11 protein-coding genes are annotated in these 18,526 nt (G+C 65.6%); 6 read left to right on the top strand and 5 right to left on the bottom strand.

The window, feature by feature from the left end; genetic code table 11:
- Window positions 1–54: 54 nt before the first annotated feature.
- Complete coding sequence (locus E4L98_RS05120) at window positions 55–1,299, bottom strand: cytochrome-c peroxidase (protein ID WP_135200492.1); 1,245 nt, start codon at window positions 1,297–1,299, stop codon at window positions 55–57.
- A 148-nt stretch (window positions 1,300–1,447) separates the two neighbouring features.
- On the opposite strand from E4L98_RS05120, the gene acpA reads away from it, so the two are divergent.
- Complete coding sequence (gene acpA, locus E4L98_RS05115; RefSeq protein WP_229257255.1) at window positions 1,448–3,592, top strand: acid phosphatase; 2,145 nt, start codon at window positions 1,448–1,450, stop codon at window positions 3,590–3,592.
- On the opposite strand, the gene E4L98_RS05110 is transcribed toward acpA, so the two are convergent.
- Entirely contained in the window at window positions 3,558–4,940 is a 1,383-nt protein-coding gene (locus tag E4L98_RS05110) for a sensor histidine kinase (RefSeq protein ID WP_135200491.1), read from the bottom strand. The genes acpA and E4L98_RS05110 overlap by 35 nt on opposite strands.
- On the bottom strand, window positions 4,933–5,598 hold the full coding sequence (locus tag E4L98_RS05105; RefSeq protein WP_135200490.1) for a response regulator: 666 nt from the start codon (window positions 5,596–5,598) through the stop codon (window positions 4,933–4,935). Before E4L98_RS05105 ends, E4L98_RS05110 begins: the two co-directional genes overlap by 8 nt.
- 206 nt (window positions 5,599–5,804) lie before the next feature.
- Between E4L98_RS05105 and E4L98_RS05100 the strand changes: the two genes are divergently transcribed.
- From E4L98_RS05100 to E4L98_RS05085, 4 genes are all read left to right on the top strand, one after another.
- Complete coding sequence (locus tag E4L98_RS05100) at window positions 5,805–8,624, top strand: TonB-dependent receptor (protein WP_135200489.1); 2,820 nt, start codon at window positions 5,805–5,807, stop codon at window positions 8,622–8,624.
- 66 nt (window positions 8,625–8,690) lie between these two features.
- Window positions 8,691–10,049: an alpha-amylase family glycosyl hydrolase gene (locus tag E4L98_RS05095; protein WP_135200488.1), complete on the top strand. Its 1,359-nt coding sequence runs from the start codon at window positions 8,691–8,693 to the stop codon at window positions 10,047–10,049.
- Window positions 10,050–11,549 carry a tryptophan halogenase family protein gene (locus E4L98_RS05090; protein WP_135200487.1) on the top strand — a complete coding sequence of 500 codons (1,500 nt, stop codon included), beginning with the start codon at window positions 10,050–10,052 and terminating at the stop codon, window positions 11,547–11,549.
- Window positions 11,550–11,559: 10 nt separating this feature from the next.
- Window positions 11,560–13,593 carry a glycoside hydrolase family 97 protein gene (locus E4L98_RS05085; protein ID WP_135200486.1) on the top strand — a complete coding sequence of 678 codons (2,034 nt, stop codon included), beginning with the start codon at window positions 11,560–11,562 and terminating at the stop codon, window positions 13,591–13,593.
- Window positions 13,594–13,601: 8 nt separating this feature from the next.
- Here E4L98_RS05085 and E4L98_RS05080 read toward each other — a convergent pair whose 3' ends face one another.
- Window positions 13,602–15,743, bottom strand: a complete 2,142-nt coding sequence (locus E4L98_RS05080; RefSeq protein ID WP_135200485.1) for a xanthine dehydrogenase family protein molybdopterin-binding subunit — start codon at window positions 15,741–15,743, stop codon at window positions 13,602–13,604.
- A gap of 1 nt (window position 15,744) precedes the next feature.
- Window positions 15,745–16,218 (bottom strand): (2Fe-2S)-binding protein, encoded by a 474-nt coding sequence (locus E4L98_RS05075; protein WP_135200484.1) that lies wholly within the window; start codon window positions 16,216–16,218, stop codon window positions 15,745–15,747.
- A 227-nt stretch (window positions 16,219–16,445) separates the two neighbouring features.
- On the opposite strand from E4L98_RS05075, the gene E4L98_RS05070 reads away from it, so the two are divergent.
- On the top strand, window positions 16,446–18,395 hold the full coding sequence (locus E4L98_RS05070; RefSeq protein ID WP_135200483.1) for a phosphatase PAP2 family protein: 1,950 nt from the start codon (window positions 16,446–16,448) through the stop codon (window positions 18,393–18,395).
- The last annotated feature ends 131 nt before the right edge of the window (window positions 18,396–18,526 follow it).

Below are 18,526 nucleotides of genomic sequence, written 5' to 3'. Positions count from 1 at the left end.
TAAGCGGCCGCTTACGGTAGAGCCCGTGTGCGATTGGCAGAACTGACCCCGGATTTATTTGACGGCGTAGCCGTCGGTCAGGGTGTGCAGGAAGGCGACGATGTCGGCGATGTCGCGCTCGCTCAGGGCCGGCTTGCCGCCGGGCTTGCCGCCGAACGGCGCTTCCATGTTGACGTTGCCCTCCAGGCCGGCAGGCAGGTCGTCGAATTTGCGGCCGCCCGCGTACCATTTCTGCGGCGCGGTGTCGCGCGTGGCATAGAAACGCACCACGTCTTCCAGCCGCGTGAAGCTGCCGTTGTGGAAATACACCTTGCGCAGGGCGACGTTGCGCAGCGACGGCGTCTTGAAGCTGCCGCAGTATTCCTTGTGGTCCTTGAGGTCGGTCCGCTCCGGTCCGCACAGGCCAAGGTCGTAGTACGCCGGGTCGGCATTCGCCGCCAGCTTGCGGTTGCGCGGCACGCCGATGTTGATCAGGCCGTAATCGGTGAACTGCGGGAAGGCGCCGCTGGGCGCGATGCGGCTGACATGGCAGGACGCGCAATTGCCCCGCGTTTCGTCATTGAACAGGTTCAGGCCGCGCAGTTCCTGCGCGCTCAGCGCGGTCTGCTTGCGCAGGTACGCGTCATATTTGCTGTTGTACGGATAAAAATCGGCCGGACTTTCCTGAAACACTTCCAGCGCCATCAGCGCCCCCTTCAGCGCGGCATTCGGCCGGTCGAAGATGTCGGCGCCGAACACCTGGCGGAATTGCGCCGCCAGCGGACCGGCCTTCAGCCTGGCCAGCACCGCGGCCTCGTCCTTGTTGCCCATCTCGCGCGGCGACAGCAGCGGTCCCAGCGCCTGCTCGTGCGCGGTCTGCACGCGGCCGTCCCAGTTGTGGCCGCCGGTGGGGCCGGCATCGACGCTGTCGTCGTCATCGTCTTCGTGGAAGTGCTCGCTGAAGGTCGGCACGTTCTGCATGTAGCGCAGCGACGGCGCCGCGCGCGTGCCCTCGGTCTTGCCGTCGGCGCCGCCCAGCTGCGCGGCCAGCCGGTTGTCCGGGCCGTAGGCGTTGGCCGGGTTGTGGCAGGAGGCGCAGGCGTTGCGTCCCGACGCCGACAGCGACGGTTCGTTGAACATGGCGCGGCCCAGCGCGGTCAGTTCGGGCACGCTGGGCTGGCGGCCCCGCATCGGCGCATACGCGGCCTGCGGCGCATCATTGGCGGGCGCGGCTTTGGCGGCCGGCGGCGTGGTCTCGGAATGGCAGGCGCTCAATATCAGCGCCAGGAGGGCGATCGGGGCTGCATAAATCTTTTTCATGCAGCCAGCCTACCAAAATGACATGACCGCTACATGACAGCCGAAAAATGATACAAAACGATACTTTTGCCCTTGCCGCATTTCATCGTCCTGAAATATTTGCTGAATAGCATGAGCCGCTTTCAACACCCACCCTCAAGGCACGAAGATGAAATCCAAACTGAAAATGGCGCTGCGCCCGTTGCCGATGCTGTTGGCAACGGCCGGCATCGGCGCCGGCCTGATCGCTTGCGGCAGCTCGTCCGACAGCGTCCCGACCCTCACCGGCCAGGTGGTGGGCAGCTATTATGAAAACGCCGTGGTCTGCCTGGAAAGCACCAGCGCCAAGCTGACCTGCGACAGCAACTCGGGCACCGTGCGCACCGGTGCCGATGGCAGCTACAAGATCACCAACGCCAGTTCCGGCCCGGTGCTGGTGACCATCGGCACCGACGCCATCCGCCACGACGCGGTCGGCGACGCCGGCACCAAGGTCACGCAGAAACTGGTATTCCGCGCACCGAACGGCCATACCGGCTTCGTCAGCGCCATCACCACCGAGCTGGCCGCCCTGATGGACGCCAACGGCGGCGACTTCGCCAAGGCCAGCAGCCAGCTGGCGACCCGCCTGGGCGTGTCGGAAGCCAACCTGGTGGCCGACGTCAGCAAGGTCTCCGGCGACGACCAGGCCAAGCTGAAGGCCGAAGCCGACGTCATGACCGGCATCATCGGCACCGCCGCCGCGCAAAGCGCCGCATCCGATCAGGCCGCCACCATCGCGGCCGGCGCCGCGCTGGCCAACATCAAGAACATCGTCGTGATCTACGCGGAAAACCGCGGCTTCGACAACCTGTACGGCCTGTTCCCTGGCGCCAACGGCGTGCCCGGCGTGAACCCCACCTCGACCGGCGGTTACGTGGCGCAGAAGGATCTCGACAACAGCACCCTGCCGGTGCTGCCGCCGACCTGGGGCGGCATGACCGCGGCCGGTCAGAGCCTGGTGATCACCCAGGCGCAATCGGCCAACCTGCCGAACAAGCCGTTCCAGCTGGATGACGTCAACAGCCCGATCGCGCTGCCGCAGAACATCATCACGCGCGACCTGGTGCACCGCTTCTACAACAACCAGATGCAGATCAACGGCGGCAAGAACGACAAGTTCGCCCTGTACTCGGACGCCGGCGGCCTGTCGATGGGCTATTACGACGGCAGCAAGATGAAGATGTGGGACATCGCCAAACAGTATGCGCTGGCCGACAACCTGTTCATCGGCGCCTTCGGCGGCTCCTTCCTGACCCACCAGTACCTGATCTGCGCCTGCGCGCCGCAATACCCGAACGCCGACAAGTCGGTGGCCGCCGGTTCGATCTCCAAGATCGACGTCGACGCCAACGGCAACTTCGTGCGCCTGACGCCATCGACCACCGCCCCCACCAGCGTGCTGAACGGCGCAATGTCCTATGCCAACGACAGCACCCTGACCCCGGCCGACTCGACCGGCATGTTCTACGCGGTGAACACCATGCAGCCGGCGTATCAGCCGAGCTCGAACGCGCCGGCCGCCAGCGACAGCACCCACCTGTACGCCGACGCCGGCAAGGCCACCACCCTGCCGCCGCAGACGCAGAAAAACATCGGCGACCTGCTGTCGGCCAAGAACGTCAACTGGGCCTGGTACGCCGGCGCCTGGAACGATACCGTCGCCAACGCCACCTCGGCCAACCGCGCGGCGTTTGCCAACCCGCCCAACTTCCAGTTCCACCACCAGCCGTTCAACTACTTCGCCAACATGGACCCGGGCACCGACGCCGGCAAGGCCAACCGCGCGGCCCACCTCAAGGATTACGCCACCCAGTTCGTGGCCGACGTCGCCAACGGCACGCTGCCGCCGGTGGCCTTCTACAAGCCACAGGGCAACCTGAACCAGCACGCCGGCTACGCGTCGGTGGCCGACGGCGACGCCCACATCGCCGACGTGATCGCCCAGCTGAAGAAAAGCCCGCAGTGGAAGAACATGCTGGTGATCGTGACCTACGATGAAAACGGCGGTTTCTACGACCACGCCGCGCCGCCGAAGGGCGACCGCTGGGGTCCGGGCACCCGCGTGCCGGCCATTATCGTTTCGCCGTACGTGAAGAAGGGCACGGTGGACCACACGCAGTATGACTCGGCCTCCATCCTGCGCGCCATCACCCACCGCTTCAACCTGCCGGTGCTGGACGGTCTGAACACCCGCGACAAGGCGCTGGTGGCCAGCGGTTCCAGGCCGATGGGCGACTTCAGCTCCGCCCTGGCGCTGACCCCGCAGGAATAAACGTGACGGTGACGGTCAGCCCCCGGCCGTCACCGTCCAGCGTGATGCGGCCGCCGTTGCGTTCGGCGGCCCGTTCGGCGATCGCCAGCCCCAGCCCGCTGCCCGACTGTTCCTGCCCCGGCACGCGGTAAAACCGTTCGAACACTTTTTCCCGCAGCTCGGGCGCGATGCCCGGCCCCTGATCGGCAATGGTCAGGCGGTAACGCTCCGCTTCTTCCTCCAGCCGTACCGCGATGCGGCCGTTCTCCGGCGAATATTTGACGGCGTTGCTGATCAGGTTGTCCAGCAGCGCGGCCATGCTTTCGACGTGGATCGCCATGCTGCAGTCCGCCTCGGCCTGGAATTCGAGGTCGATGCCGCGCTGGACCGCCAGCGGCGCCGCCGCGGCCAGCCGGTTGCGCACGAAGCCGCATAGATCGGTCTGCGGCAGCGGCTGATCGTCCGGTTCGGCGCGCGCGCGTTCGTAGGCCAGCAGCTGGTGCACCATGTGCGTCGCGCGCGCCACACCGTCGCGCAGGCCCTGGCCCGCTTCGGCGCTGCGCTGCGGGTTGTCGGCGACGCTGCGGCTGAGCAGCAGATGGGCGTTGATCTGGATCGCCGCCAGCGGCGTCTTCAGCTCGTGCGCGGCGTCGGTGAGGAATTCATGCTCGCGCTCGATGCGCTGGCTCAGGCGCGCCATCAGGCGGTTGATCGCGTCCACCAGCGGCGACAGCTCACGGTACTTGGTGTGCGGCAGCGCGGTCAGGTCGGACACCGCGCGCGCTTCGATCTGCTCGGCGATCGAACGCAATGGCCGCAGGCCGATACCGACGATCAGCCAGGCCGGCACCAGCAGCAGCGGCAGGCTGAAGATGGTGGACGACAGCAAAAAGCTGACGCCGGAAAAACTCAGCATCCATTCATCGTCCACCTCGTGGCTGCGCTCCACCACCAGGCCGCGCGCATCGTCGCGCACCACGGTCTGCGCCCAGCCGTTGGTGCGGCGCGCCGCCGCGCTGCCCGGCGCCGGCAGCTCGGCCGGCAATTGCGGCAGCGAGTTATACAGCAGCGCGCCATCCTTCCAGACCCGCACCCGCACGCGCGAGTGATAGTCGAGCTCGCGGAACATCTCGTGCCGCACCGCCTCCAGCCGCTCCACCGCGCGCCGCATGCGCGCCGGATCGTCGGCAATCTCGGCCAGGTGCAGCAGCAGTTCGCGCGTGTGCGCCGCGTTCTCGGAGGCGGTGCGCGCGCCCTGCGTGATCTTGGCCTCGATCGCCACGTAGGTGAAACCGGCCAGCGCCACCAGCGCGATCACGCCGGTAAAGCCCAGCAGCAGGCGACGGAACAGCGACGACGGCTTAGCCATTGGCCCGCTGCACCATGTAGCCGACGCCGCGCACGGTGCGGATCACGCGCTCGCCGATCTTCTTGCGCAGGTTGGAAATGTGCACGTCCAGCGTCTGCCCCTCGCTGTGCGGCAGCACGCCCTGCTCCAGTTCGGCGCGCGTGAGCACCCGGCCCGATTCCTTCATCAAGGTCAGCAGCAATGCAAACTCGGTGCGCGACAAGGCCACCGGCGCGCCGGCGCGCGTGACCAGCCGACGGCCCTCGTCCAGCACCAGCTCGCCGGACGTCCACAGCGATTCGGCGCCTTCATGCTGGCCGTTCACGCGCCGCACGATGGCGCGCAGCCGCGCCAGCAGTTCGGGAATCTCGAACGGCTTGATCAGGTAATCGTCGGCGCCGGTGTTGAAGCCGTTAAGACGGTCTTCCAGGCTGTCGCGCGCGGTCATGATCAGCACCGGCAGGCCCACACCCTGCGCGCGCAGTTCGCGCAGCAGCAGGTTGCCGTCGCCATCGGGCAGGCCGAGATCGAGCAGCACCGCGTCGAACGGTTCGGCCTGCAATCGCGCCAAAGCGCCCTCGGCCATGCGCACCCACACCACCTGGTGGCCCTCGTCCTGGAACACCGACAGCAGCGCGCGGCCGACACCCAGGTCATCCTCAATCATAAAAATTTTCATGCAGAAAGTGTAGCGCGCTTTGTAGTCGAATTACGGTGCGCGTGAACAAAACACGACAATGCGGGCCGAATCCGGATTTGACGAAAAATCAGATACTTGGCTTGCCAATCTTCAGAATGTCTTTATTTTCGCTGTCGGTTGCGATTGCTAAGGTTTTAGCGCTGCTACAACATGCACTCGCCAACACAATAATTTTAAGGAGACCTATGAAGACCAGGACCACAGCGTTCCGGCTCAGTCCACTGGCGGCCGCCTGCGCGCTGCTGATGCTGGGCACGGCGCATGCACAGCAAACCGCCAGCACCGACGACAGCGCCCAGGCCGAACCGGAGATGAAGGTGGTGACCGTGTCCGGCATCCGCCGCGGTATCGAGGAAGCCATCTCGATGAAAAAGAATGCCTCGTCCATCGTCGAAGCGGTATCGGCGGAAGACATCGGCAAGCTGCCCGACACCACGGTCGCCGAGTCGATCTCGCGCCTGAGCGGCGTGACCACCCAGCGCAACAAGACCAACGGCAAGGCCACCGACGTCAGCGTGCGCGGCCTGTCGCCGAGCTTCAACGGCTCGCTGCTGAACGGCCGCGAACAGGCTTCCACCAGCGACGCGCGCAGCCCCGAGTTCGACCTGTTCCCGTCCGAGCTGACCGGTTCCATCCTGGTCTACAAGACGCCCGACGCCAGCCTGATGGGCCAGGGCCTGGCGTCCACCATCGACCTGCGCACCCTGCGTCCGCTGGACTTCGGCTCGCGCGTGATGGCGGCCTCGGTGCGCAAGGAGCGCATCGGCTTCGGCTCCGGCGCGGAAGTCGGCGCCGGCTACCGCAAGACCTTCAGTTACGTCGACCAGTTCGCCAACCGCACCATCGGCATCTCGCTGGGCCTGACCACGCTCAAGCAGGACAACGGCGGCGAACTGAAATTCGACAGCTGGGGCGGCGGCACCACCGACATGGACTATAACGGCGGCACCGCCAAGGCGCCCAGCGGCTTCCTGGCCGAGACCTCGCGCCGCAAGGCCGACCGCGACGGCGCCTCGCTCACACTGCAGTACAAGCCCAACCAGAAGTTCCGTTCGACCGTGGACATGTTCTATTCGCGCGGCGACGAATCGACCAAGAAGACCGGCATCGAAGGTGCGGTGGCGGGCAGTACCGGCGTCTACGATCCGAATGGCGTGCTGAGCAACGCGGTGGTGGTGAACGGCGTGGCCACCAGCGGCACCATCAGCAACTACAAGGCCGACGTGCGCAATCACCTGTACTCGAACGAGGACCGGCTGGCCTCCTTCGGCTGGAACAACGAGCTGAAGCTGGACGACAACTGGCGCGTGGAGGCCGACCTGTCGCACTCGCACGGCGTCAAGAATATCTCCAACTACGAAACCACCGCCGGCCAGCCTGGCAACACCCCGGCCGGTCGGCTGGGATCGATCTCGTACACCGGCTTCAACGGCAGCAACTTCTCGGAAGTGAAGTACACGCCGAGCCTGAACTACGCCGACCGCGGCGTGGCCGTGCTGACCGACGTCGACGGCTGGGGCGGTGGGCCCAACTCGCCGCAGGCCGGCTACGTGGCGCTGCCCAACATCGACGACACCGTCAACGCCGTGCGCCTGACCGCGCACCGCGCGCTGGACTGGGGACCGCTGGCCGACGTCCACTTCGGCGTCAATTACACCAAGCGCGACAAGTCGCGTACCGGCCAGGAAGGCCGCCTGTCGGTCAAGGGCAGCGATGGCTATGCCAGCGCCACCATGCCCGGCACCGACACGGCCATGGCCGGCGCTTCCGGCATCATGGTCGCGTCCTTCGATCCGAGCGGCACGCTGGGCACCATCTATGAGCTGAACCGCTGGGTCGATTCCACCGTGCTGGCGCGCGACTGGACGGTGGGCGAGCGCGTCTCCACCGCGTATGCGATGGCGGACCTGGACGGCAACCTGTGGTCGCTGCCGTACACCGGCAACTTGGGCCTGCAGGTGGTGCACACCCGCCAGCAGGCGTCCGGCAATCAGGTCGACCTGGCCAACTGCACCGGCATCACGGTCGATACCTGTCCGTACAAGATCCGCGTGGACGGCACCAGCTACACCAATGTGCTGCCGTCGCTGAACGTCGCCTTCGACCTGGGACACGAGCAGAAACTGCGCGTCGGCGCCGGCAAGCAGATCTCGCGCGCCAACCTGGATAACATGAAGGCCAGCCTCGATTTCTCGGTGCAGAATTCGACCTCGCTGGCGCCGGCGCTGACCGGCTTCGCCGGCAACCCGAAGCTGAAGCCCTACGAGGCCCGTTCGCTGGACCTGTCGTACGAGAAGTACTTCGGCAAGAAGGGCTACCTGAGCGTGGCGGCGTTCTACAAGAAGCTCGACAACTACATCATCAATGCGCCGATGGCGTTCGACTTCAAGGACTACACCAGCACCAGTACGCCGCTGCCGGCCACCGGCCCGTACAAGGATTCCACCATCGGTTTCCTGACCATGCCGCAGAACGGCAACGGTGGCGGCATGCACGGCTACGAGCTGGCGCTCAACGTGCCGTTCGCGCTGGCGACCAAATGGCTGGACGGCTTCGGCATCGCCGCCAACTACTCGTTCACCGACAGTTCGGTGAGGCTGCCGACCAGCGGCTTCGTTTCGCCGCAGAATGCGCCGGTGTTCAACGGCGTGGTGAGCGACATCGGCCTGCCGGGATTGTCCAAGCATGTCAGCAGCCTGCGCGTCTATTACGAAAACCACGGCCTGCAACTGGCGTGGGCGGCGCACCGCCGTTCCAACTTCGTCGGCCAGATCCTGGACTACCGCAGCGATTCGCAATTCACCTTCATCAAGGGTGAGACCATCGTCGATCTGCAGGCCTCGTACGAGTTCCAGAGCGGCTGGCTGAAACGCGCCTCGCTGTTCCTGCAAGGGCATAACTGGACCAACGAACCGTTCCGCGAGTACACGGTCGATCCACGCCTGATCACCAATGAGGTCAAGTACGGACGCACCTACACCGCGGGTCTCAGCTACAAGTTTTAAGCGCATTTTCGCTTTGCCGGACTCTCCATCCCCTCTCGGAGAGTCCGGATTTTTATTGATACGACGATGATCAAAACCCTGTTGCTGGCAGCTTTCCTGGCCTGCGGCGTAGCCGCCGCCGGCCCCTACGATCCACAACCCTACGTTCAGTTCCGGCATGCCGAGTGGACCAAAAACGCCGCCATCTACCAGATCAATACCCGTCAGTTCACGCCCGAAGGCACCTTGCGCGCGGCCGAACGCGAGCTTCCAAGGCTGCGCGCGCTGGGCGTCGACATCCTGTGGCTGATGCCCATCCACCCGATCGGCGAAGTGCGCCGCAAGGGCACGCTGGGCAGCCCTTACGCGGTGCGCGACTACCTGGCAGTGAATCCCGAATTCGGCACGCTGGCCGACCTGCGGCATTTCGTCGCCACCGCGCACGGCCTGGGCCTGCATGTGATCCTCGACTGGGTCGGCAACCACACCTCCTGGGACAACGTGCTGCGCGCCACGCATCCCGACTGGTACGAAAAGGACCGCAAGGGCCAGCCGCATCCGACGCCGTGGTACGACTGGGACGACATCATCGACCTCGATTACAGCCAGCCCGGCCTGCGCCGCTATATGACGGACGCCCTGCGCTACTGGGTGCACGAGGCGGACGTGGACGGCTACCGCGTCGATGCGGCCGGCCTGGTGCCGCTGGACTTCTGGGAACAGGCGGCACAGCAGCTGCGTGCCATCAAGCCGGTCTTCCTGCTGGCCGAATGGGAAAGCCGCGACATGCACGCGCGCGCCTTCGACGCCAGCTACGCCTGGACCTGGTGGGACGCCCTGCGCGCCATCGCCGAAGGCAAGGCCGACGCCACCTCGCTCTACACCTACTATGCCTGGAATCAGAAGTTCTATCCGAAGCAGGCTTACCGCATGCTGTACACCACCAATCACGACAAGAACGCCTGGGACGGCACGGAATTCGAGATTTTCGGTCCGGCGGTGGACGCGGCCATCGCGTTCTCTTTCGTCAGCGAAGGCATCCCGCTGATTTACAACGGCCAGGAAGCCGGCAACCGAAAACGGCTGGCCTTCTTCGAGCGCGATACGCTACAGTGGCAGGCGTCGCCCTACACCGCGCTGTACCACGATCTGCTGGCACTGAAAAAGCAAAACACAGCGCTGTGGAATGGAGAATGGGGCGCCACCATGGAGCAGGTGCCGAACAGCTTGCCGAAGCAGGTGTTCAGCTTCGTGCGGCAGAACGCCAGAGACAAGGTGTTCGCCGTATTCAACCTGAGCGCGCAGCCGGTGCAGGCAAGCTTCCGCGACGATCTGCACTTCGGCCGCTACCGCGATTTCAGCACTGGCGCGGTGCTGCAGATCGACGCGCAGACCCGCTTCCAGATGGCGCCGTGGAGCTACAAAATAATGATAAAGGCGGAGTAGATGGAGAACATCAAACAGGTGGTAATCGTCGGCGGCGGCACCGCCGGCTGGATGACGGCGTCCGCGCTGGCGCGGGTACTGGAAGGGAAAATTCAAATCACCCTGATCGAATCGGACGATATCGGTAGCGTCGGCGTCGGCGAGTCGACCATCCCGATGATCAAGCTGTTCAACGCGGTGCTGGGCATCGACGAAGATGAATTCATGCGCGCCACCCACGCCACCTTCAAGCTCGGCATCGAGTTCCGAGACTGGGGCCGCGTCGGCGACAACTACATGCACGGCTTCGGCATCTTCGGCCAGGATCTGGCGACGCTGCCGTTCTACCAGTACTGGCTGCGCCTGCACCTGGCCGGCAAGGCGCCGGACCTGGAAAACTATTCGATCAACCGCATGGCCGCCAAGGCCGGCAAATTCATGCGCGCCGACCGCTCGCATGGCAATTCGCCGCTGGGCGACATCGTGCACGCCTTCCACCTCGACGCCGGACTATATGCGCGCTACCTGCGCCAATATGCCGAGGCGCGCGGAGTAAGCCGCATCGAGGGCAAGGTGGTGGACGCCCTGACCCGCGCCTCCGACGGCCACGTCGACGCGGTGCGCATGGAAAACGGCGATCTGGTAAGCGGCGATCTGTTCATCGACTGTTCCGGCTTCCGCGCCCTGCTGATCGAACAGGCGCTGCATACCGGCTTCGAGGACTGGTCGCACTGGCTGCCCTGCGACCGCGCCTGGGCCGTGCCATGCGAGCTGTCGGGCGAACTGCAGCCGTACACGCGGGCGACGGCGCGGCCGGCCGGCTGGCAGTGGCGCATCGGGCTGCAGCACCGCACCGGCAATGGCCACGTGTACGCCGCGCGCTTCATGAGCGACGACGAGGCGGCCGCCATCCTGATGGCGAATCTGGACGGCCGTCCGCTGGCCGAACCCAGGCTGCTGCGCTTCACCGCCGGCAAGCGCAAGCAGGTGTGGAACAAGAACGTGGTGGCGGTGGGCCTGTCCTCCGGATTCCTGGAGCCGCTGGAATCGACCAGCATCCATCTGATCCAGTCCACCATCGCCCGGTTGATCACCTTCTTCCCGGACCGCGGCTTCAGCGAGGCCGACATCGCGGAATTCAACCGCCAGTGCGATTTCGAAGTGGAGCGGATTCGCGATTTCCTGATCCTGCACTACCACGCCACGGAGCGCGACGATACACCGTTCTGGAACCACGTGCGCACCATGGACATACCGGACACGCTGCGCGCCAAGATGGACTTGTGGCGCTCGCGCGGGCGCATCGTCCGCAACGACAACGAGCTGTTTGCCGAAGTCGGCTGGCTGCAGGTGCTGCATGGCCAGCGCGTGCCGGCCGCCGGCCATCACCCGCTGGCCGATCTGATGGAAGAAAGGGAAGTGGCCGACTACCTGGGCGATATCGCCTCGGTGATCAACGCCTGTGTGGAACAGATGCCGACGCATGCCGCCTACATCGAGGCGCGTTGCGCATCCAGATAAGGAAATTCGCATGAAACTACGACTGATCTCCGCCTGCTGCATGCTGCTGGCCATCGGCGGCCCCGCATTCGCGGACCAGGTGCTGGGCTCCGTATCGTCGCCGGACAAGACGCTGAACGTGACCGTGCAGCTGGCCGGCGATGGCCACCTGACGTACGAAGTGCAGCGCCGCGGCAAGCCGCTGATCGCGCCATCGAAACTGGGCTTCCTGCTGGCGAACGCGCCGCAGATGGATCAGGGCTTCTCGCTGGAAAAGCAAAGCAGCAGCGCGCACGACGACACCTGGGAACAACCATGGGGCGAGCGCCGCTACGTGCGCAATCGCTACCAGGAACTGAAGCTGGACCTGGTGCAGAAGGAGATGAGCAACCGCCACCTGTCCGTGGTGTTCCGCGTGTTCGACGACGGCGTCGGCTTCCGTTATGAATTCCCGGAACAACCGCAACTGCCGGTCGCGCGCATCAGCGACGAGCTGACCGAATTCATCGTCGCGCCGCCCGCCACCGCCTGGTGGCAGGAAGCGGGAGAAAAAGCCGCGCTGGAATACGCCATCCGCAAGACGCCGCTGGCGGAAGTCGGCATGGCAAATACGCCCATGACCATCCGCACCCGGGACGGGACACATATCGCCTTCCACGAGGCGGCGCTGGTCGATTACTCCTCCATGTGGCTGCGCAAGGTGGAAGGCCAGAAGCTGCGTGCGCATTTGACACCATCGGCTGACGGCGCGCCGGTGGAGCGCAGCGGCGCCTTCACCACGCCATGGCGCACCATGCGCATCGCCGATAACGCGGCCGGCCTGTATATGTCGGATCTGGAGCTGAATCTGAATGAACCCAACAAGCTGGGCGACGTCTCCTGGGTGCATCCGTCGAAGTTCGTCGGCGTCTGGTGGGAAATGCATCTGGAGAAAAGCACCTGGGGCTCCGGCACGAAACACGGCGCCACCACGGCCAACACCAAACGCTATATCGATTTCGCGGCAAAAAACGGCTTCCGCGGCGTGCTGGTGGAAGGCTGGAACCTGGGCTGGGACGGCAACTGGTCGGGTGGCGGCTCGCAGTTCAGCTTTACGCAGTCCTACCCCGACTTCGACCTGCACGCGCTCAGCGCCTACGCCCGGCAGAAGGGCGTGCGCCTGATCGGCCACCACGAAACCGGCGGCAACGTCGCGCGCTACGAGCAGCAGATGGACGCAGGCTACCAGCTGTATGCCAAGGAAGGCGTGGACAGCATCAAATCCGGCTATGTGACCGACGGCGGCGAGGCGATCTTCGCCAATGCGGGCGGCGGCACCCACTACGGCTACACCGATTCGCAGGAAGGCGTGCGCCACTACCTGAAAGCCGTGACCGAAGCGGCACGCTACAAGCTGGCCATCGATACCCACGAACCGGTCAAGGATACCGGCCTGCGGCGCACCTATCCGAACTGGATTTCACGCGAAGGCGCGCGCGGCATGGAGTACAACGCCTGGGGCAATCCGATCAACAGCGTCGATCACGAAGTGAACCTGGTATTCACCCGCATGCTGAGCGGTCCGATGGATTACACGCCCGGGATCCTCAGCCTGGAAGGGGTGAAGGGACGACCGATCAATTCCACGCAGGCCAGGCAACTGGCCAGCTTCGTGGCGATCTACTCGCCGATCGTGATGGCGGCGGACCTGATCGAGAACTACGAAAAATATCCGGGACCGTTCAAGTTCATCAAGGATGTGCCGACCGACTGGGCCGACACGCGCGTGCCGCATGGCGAACTGGGAGAATACGTCACCATCGCCCGCAAGGACCGGCATACGGACGAGTGGTATGTCGGCTCGCTCACCGACGGCCAGGCGCGCACGCTGACGCTGCCGCTGACCTTCCTCGATCCGGGCCGGCAGTACACCGCCGAGATCTACCGCGACGGCGACCAGGCCGATTACCGCAACAGCCACCGCTTCGACATCGTCATCGAGAAGCGGACCGTGACGGCTGCCACGGTCCTGCAACTGAAGCTGGCGCCCGGCGGCGGCCAGGCGATCCGCCTGACGCCGCGTTAAGCGCCTGCTCAAGCCTTCTTCAGGTCCTCCTGCCTGAGCGGCAGCTCGCGTACCCGCACACCGGTGGCGGCGAACACCGCGTTGGTCAGCGCGGCGCCCAGGCCGGCGGTGCCGGGTTCGCCGATGCCGCCCGGCGCCTCGCGGCTGTCGACGATCACCACATCGATCTTCGGCGCCTGGTTGATGCGCAGGATCGGATAGTCATGGAAATTGCTCTGCTCCACGCGCCCATCCTTGATGGTGATCAGGCCGAACAGGCCGGCCGTGATGCCGTAATTGATACCGCTCTGGATCTGCGCCTTGACCGTGTCCGGGTTCACCACCTGGCCACAGTCGACCGCGCACACCACGCGCTTGACCGTCACCTCGCCGGCATCGCTGACCGACAGCTCGACCACCTGCGCCAGATACGTGCCCCAGGAGCGCATCAGCGCGATGCCGCGGCCCGAGCGTGGCGGCAGCGGCTGACCCCAGCCGGCGTTCTGCGCCGCCAGCTTCAGCACATTCGCCGCGCGCGGCTCCTTGCTCAGCATGGAAAGACGATACTCCAGCGGCTCCTTGCCGGCCTTCTGCGCCAGTTCGTCGAGGAAGCCTTCCAGCACCGTCATGTTGCGGGTCGGGCCGACGCCGCGCCAGAACGCCGTCGGCACAGGGCCGTCCTCCTGCGTGTACTCGCTGCGATAGTTGGGGATATCGTAGGAGAAGATATCCGAGCCCTCGACGTTGTCGATATCCAGGCCATCCTTCAACCAGCCCGGCGCGAACGCCGCCAGGTTGGATGGGCCGGCGATCTTGTGCGAGAACGCCACCGGCTTGCCGTCCGCACCCAGCGTGGCCGACACCGAATGCGCATACAGGCCGCGGAACAGGCCGTGCTGGATATCCTGCTCGCGGCTCCACACCACCTTGACCGGCGCCTTGACCTGCCTGGCGACGGCCGCCGCCTGCGTCACATAGTCGGTGTACAGCCGGCGGCCAAAGCCGCCGCCCACCAGGTGGTTATGCAGCGTGACCTTTTCCGGCGCCAGGCCCAGCACCTTGGCCGCGTCATCGCGCGCACGCGCCGGCACCTGGGTGCCGGTCCAGATCTCCGCCGTGCCATCCGGCTTGACGTGGACGGTGGCGTTCATCGGCTCCATGGTGGCGTGCGCCAGCATGGGGTTGATGTAGATCGCCTCGATGCGCTTGTTGTCGGCGGCCAGCGTCTTCAAGGCGTCGCCGTCGTTGCGGGCCACCTTGCCCGGCTTTTGCAGCGCCGCCACCATCAGCTTGCGCACGTCGTCGGTGCCCAGTTTGGCGTACTGGCCCTCGTCCCACTGGATGTCCAGCGCGGCCAGGCCCTGCTTGGCGTACCAGTAGTTATCGGCGACCACCGCCACCGCGTTATCCAGCTTGACCACCTGGCGCACGCCGCGCAGTTTGCGCGCCTTGCTGTCGTCCACCGATTTCAGCTTGCCGCCCACCACCGGGCTGACCGTCACGGCGGCGAACTTCATGCCCTTCACCTGCGCATCGATGCCGAATTGCGCGGTGCCGTCGGTCTTGCCCTTGGCGTCCAGGCGCTTGACCGGTTTGCCGACGATCTTGAAATCCTTCGGATCCTTGAGCACCACCTTTTCCGGCGCCTTCAGTTTGCTGGCCGCGCCCACCAGTTGGCCGTACTTGAGGCGCTTGCCGCTGCTGTGCACCACTTCACCATGCTCGGCGTGGCAGCTGTCGGGCGACACCTTCCACTGGTCGGCGGCGGCCTGGATCAGCACCATGCGCGCGGCGGCGCCGGTCTGACGCATCGGCTCATACAGGCTGCGGATGGTCAGCGAGCCGCCCGTGAACTGGTCGCCGAAGGGCGCGCCATACAACTTGGCGTCGGGCGGCGAATGGCGCACCACGATCTGGTTCATGTCGATCTCGAGTTCCTCGGCGATCAGCTGCGGCAGCGAGGTGTAGACGCCCTGCCCCATTTCCGCCTTGGGATTGGTCAGCGTCACGGTGCCGTCCGGCGCGATGGCGATGAAGGCATTCAGCTCCGCGGAGCCGGCGGCTTCGCCCTCGGCCGGCCAGAAGCCGACCATCAACGCGCCGCCGGCGGCGGCGGCCACTTTCAGGAAGCCGCGGCGCGTCACGGCGCCCGGTGCGTACGGGGTGTTCATCTCAGGCTCCTTTTTTCAACAGGGTCGAATTGGCCGCATCCTTGATCGCTTCGCGGATCCGGCTGTAGGTGCCGCAGCGGCAGATGTTGCCCGACATGGCGTCATCGATATCGGCGTCGCTGGGTTGATGGTTTTTCGCCAGCAGCGCCGCTGCCGACATGATCTGTCCGGATTGACAGTAACCGCACTGCACCACCTCCGCCTTCAGCCAGGCTTGCTGCGTCGCCTGGCCGGCCGGCGTCGCGCCTATGCCCTCGATGGTGGTGATCTTCTTGCCGGCGACCGCCGATACCGGCAGCACGCAGGAACGCGTGGCCTCGCCATCGACATGCACGGTGCAGGCGCCGCACAGCGCCATGCCGCAGCCGAACTTGGTGCCCATCATGCGCGCCTCGTCGCGCAGCACCCAGAGCAAGGGCATGTCATCCGGCACGTCGAACTCGCGCTGCTTGCCATTGATTTGTAGCTTGATCATGCGGCCTCCTGTGAAAATTTCACTATAGCCATTTATGTACGCCAAATAACATTAGACTTAGGAGATACTGAAACAACTTGAAGTTGCAAATCACGGCACGCCTACGATTTTTCCACTCTGGGATAACTTTTTTAGATGGAAGCGGTGCCAGCGATAGCGTGTCACCGGCGCGTCATAACTGCTAGCTACGCTGTGGCCTTTTTCCAACTGACCACGGATTCCCCACCATGCAACAGCTCGCAGCGCGTCCCCTCCTCCTGGCCCTCAGCATCGCCGTCGCCCTCAGCGCCTGCGGCGGTTCCGACACCGACGCTCCACTGGTGATTCCGGCCGCCCCGGCCGACCAGGGCGCGGCGGAAACGGTCGCCGTACCGGCCACCACCGCCTTTGTCGACACCGTCGCCACCAACCAGCGCGGCGACGCCCGCTACGCCACCCTGGCCACCAATGCCGGCGTGCGCGTGCTTGGCGGCTTCCTCAGCGTCTGGAAACCGCTGACGGAAATCGTCGATGCCGGCGTCACCGCGCCGGCGCTGGACGGCTTCCCGGCCGTGGTCGCCTCGACCTGGAGCGGCGTGCCCGGCGATGGCACGCCGGACGGCGCCATCGTCAACGCCGCCGTGCACCAGGCCAACATCGCCTACGTGGTGAACGCCACCGCCAACCGCACCGCCGAGCAGGCAGTACAAGCCTACCTGGACGACCGCCGCGGCAAGGGCTACAGCGTCAGCGACGGCATGGGCCCGCTGACCGCCGCCTGGCGCGCCGCCGCCCAGCAGACCACCAGCATCACCAGCGTCGCGGCCGACGCCACCACCGTGCTGTACAACGACAGCGGCAACAACACCGGCGTCGGCGGCAGCGCCAACGCCAGCTTCGGCAGCGTGGTCGACCTGGTCAACCTGGTCGGCAACAATGCCTCCACCGAACCGGCCAAGCGCTTCTACAAGTATGCGCGTCCGTACCGCTGGAGCGGCAGCGTGCAAGTGCTGCCGTCGCTGGTGCCGGCCAAAAGCCCCACGCCCGCCACCGACGGCGGCTTCCCCAGCGGCCACTCGGCCGAAGCGGTGCGCGACGCCATCGCCATGGCCTACGCCGTGCCGGAGCGCTATCAGGAAATGCTGAGCCGCGGCCTGGAGCTGGGCGAGATGCGCATCATCGCCGGCATGCACTCGCCGCTGGACGTGATTGGCGGCCGCATCCTGGGCACCGCCAGCGCCGCCGCCAACCTGGCCGACAGCGCCAACGCGGCCAAGAAGGCCGCCGCCGTGACGCAGGCGCATGCCGCGCTGATGGCGGCCACCGGCACCAGCGCCGACACCTTCGCCAGCTATGCGCAATCGGGCACCGCCGCCAACGACCGCTTCGCCAGCTACGCCACCAACAAGGCCAACTACCTGCGCCGCCTGACGTTCGGCTTTGCGCCGGTCGGCGCCACCACCGTCGCGGCGCCGGTGCCGAAAGGCGCGGAAGTGCTGCTGGAAACCCGTCTGCCCTACCTGAGCGAGGCCCAGCGCCGCGTGGTGCTGAAGACCACCGCGCTGCCGGCGGGCTATCCGGTGCTGGACGATGCGGAAGGCTGGGGCCGCATGAACCTGTTCGCGGCGGCCGATGGTTACGGCGCCTTCAACGGCAACGTCACCATCAGCATGGACGCCAGCAAGGGCGGCTTCAACGCGGCCGACCGCTGGCGCAACGACATCGGCGGCAGCGGCAAGCTGATCAAGCAAGGCACGGGTACGCTGAAGCTGGCCGGCGCCAACACCTGGAGCGGCGGCACCGAGCTGACGGCCGGCACCTTGCAGGGCGATTCGGTGGCGGCCTTCGGCACCGGCGACGTCTACAACAGCGGCGGCACGCTGGTGGCCAACGCCCCGGCCGCGCTGCGCCTGGCCGGCCAGTACACCCAGCTGAGCGGCGGCACCACGCTGGAACTGGACGTCGCCGGCGCCAGTGCCGGCAGCCAGGGCACGCTGACCGTGGGCACCACTGCTACCATCGCCGGCGGCACGCTGCGGGTGAAGTTCGCCAACGGCTACAAACCGAAGGCCGGCGATGTGCTGACCGTGATCACGGCGGGCAGCCTGAAGGGTAAATTCAGCACCATCATGGTCGATGGCTTCAGCAACGTCACGCCGGCCTACAACCCCGGCAGCCTGGCGCTGACGCTGAATTAACCCGCGCTCCGCCGAACCGCCCCGACCGGCGGCGATTCGGCGGCACGCCAGCAGGAAAACCGCCGTAAATAATCGATGCCATAATCAAACATCCACACGTTGATTTGCTTACCCAGCTGTCAAATGCGTAG

The sequence above is a fragment of the Duganella callida genome (assembly GCF_004614165.1).
Classification (GTDB): Bacteria; Pseudomonadota; Gammaproteobacteria; order Burkholderiales; family Burkholderiaceae_D; genus Rugamonas; species Rugamonas callida.
This window is presented reverse-complemented; position numbering and strand designations above follow the sequence as displayed.

Excerpts from the sequence above, each read along its gene's own strand:
- E4L98_RS05095 (WP_135200488.1), top strand. The coding sequence starts at position 8,691 with ATGATCAAAACCCTGTTGCTGGCAGCTTTCCTGGCCTGCGGCGTAGCC.
- E4L98_RS05085 (WP_135200486.1), top strand. The coding sequence starts at position 11,560 with ATGAAACTACGACTGATCTCCGCCTGCTGCATGCTGCTGGCCATCGGC.
- E4L98_RS05075 (WP_135200484.1), bottom strand. The coding sequence starts at position 16,218 with ATGATCAAGCTACAAATCAATGGCAAGCAGCGCGAGTTCGACGTGCCG.
- E4L98_RS05070 (WP_135200483.1), top strand. The coding sequence starts at position 16,446 with ATGCAACAGCTCGCAGCGCGTCCCCTCCTCCTGGCCCTCAGCATCGCC.
- E4L98_RS05105 (WP_135200490.1), bottom strand. The coding sequence starts at position 5,598 with ATGAAAATTTTTATGATTGAGGATGACCTGGGTGTCGGCCGCGCGCTG.
- E4L98_RS05110 (WP_135200491.1), bottom strand. The coding sequence starts at position 4,940 with ATGGCTAAGCCGTCGTCGCTGTTCCGTCGCCTGCTGCTGGGCTTTACC.
- E4L98_RS05080 (WP_135200485.1), bottom strand. The coding sequence starts at position 15,743 with ATGAACACCCCGTACGCACCGGGCGCCGTGACGCGCCGCGGCTTCCTG.
- E4L98_RS05100 (WP_135200489.1), top strand. The coding sequence starts at position 5,805 with ATGAAGACCAGGACCACAGCGTTCCGGCTCAGTCCACTGGCGGCCGCC.
- E4L98_RS05090 (WP_135200487.1), top strand. The coding sequence starts at position 10,050 with ATGGAGAACATCAAACAGGTGGTAATCGTCGGCGGCGGCACCGCCGGC.
- acpA (WP_229257255.1), top strand. The coding sequence starts at position 1,448 with ATGAAATCCAAACTGAAAATGGCGCTGCGCCCGTTGCCGATGCTGTTG.
- E4L98_RS05120 (WP_135200492.1), bottom strand. The coding sequence starts at position 1,299 with ATGAAAAAGATTTATGCAGCCCCGATCGCCCTCCTGGCGCTGATATTG.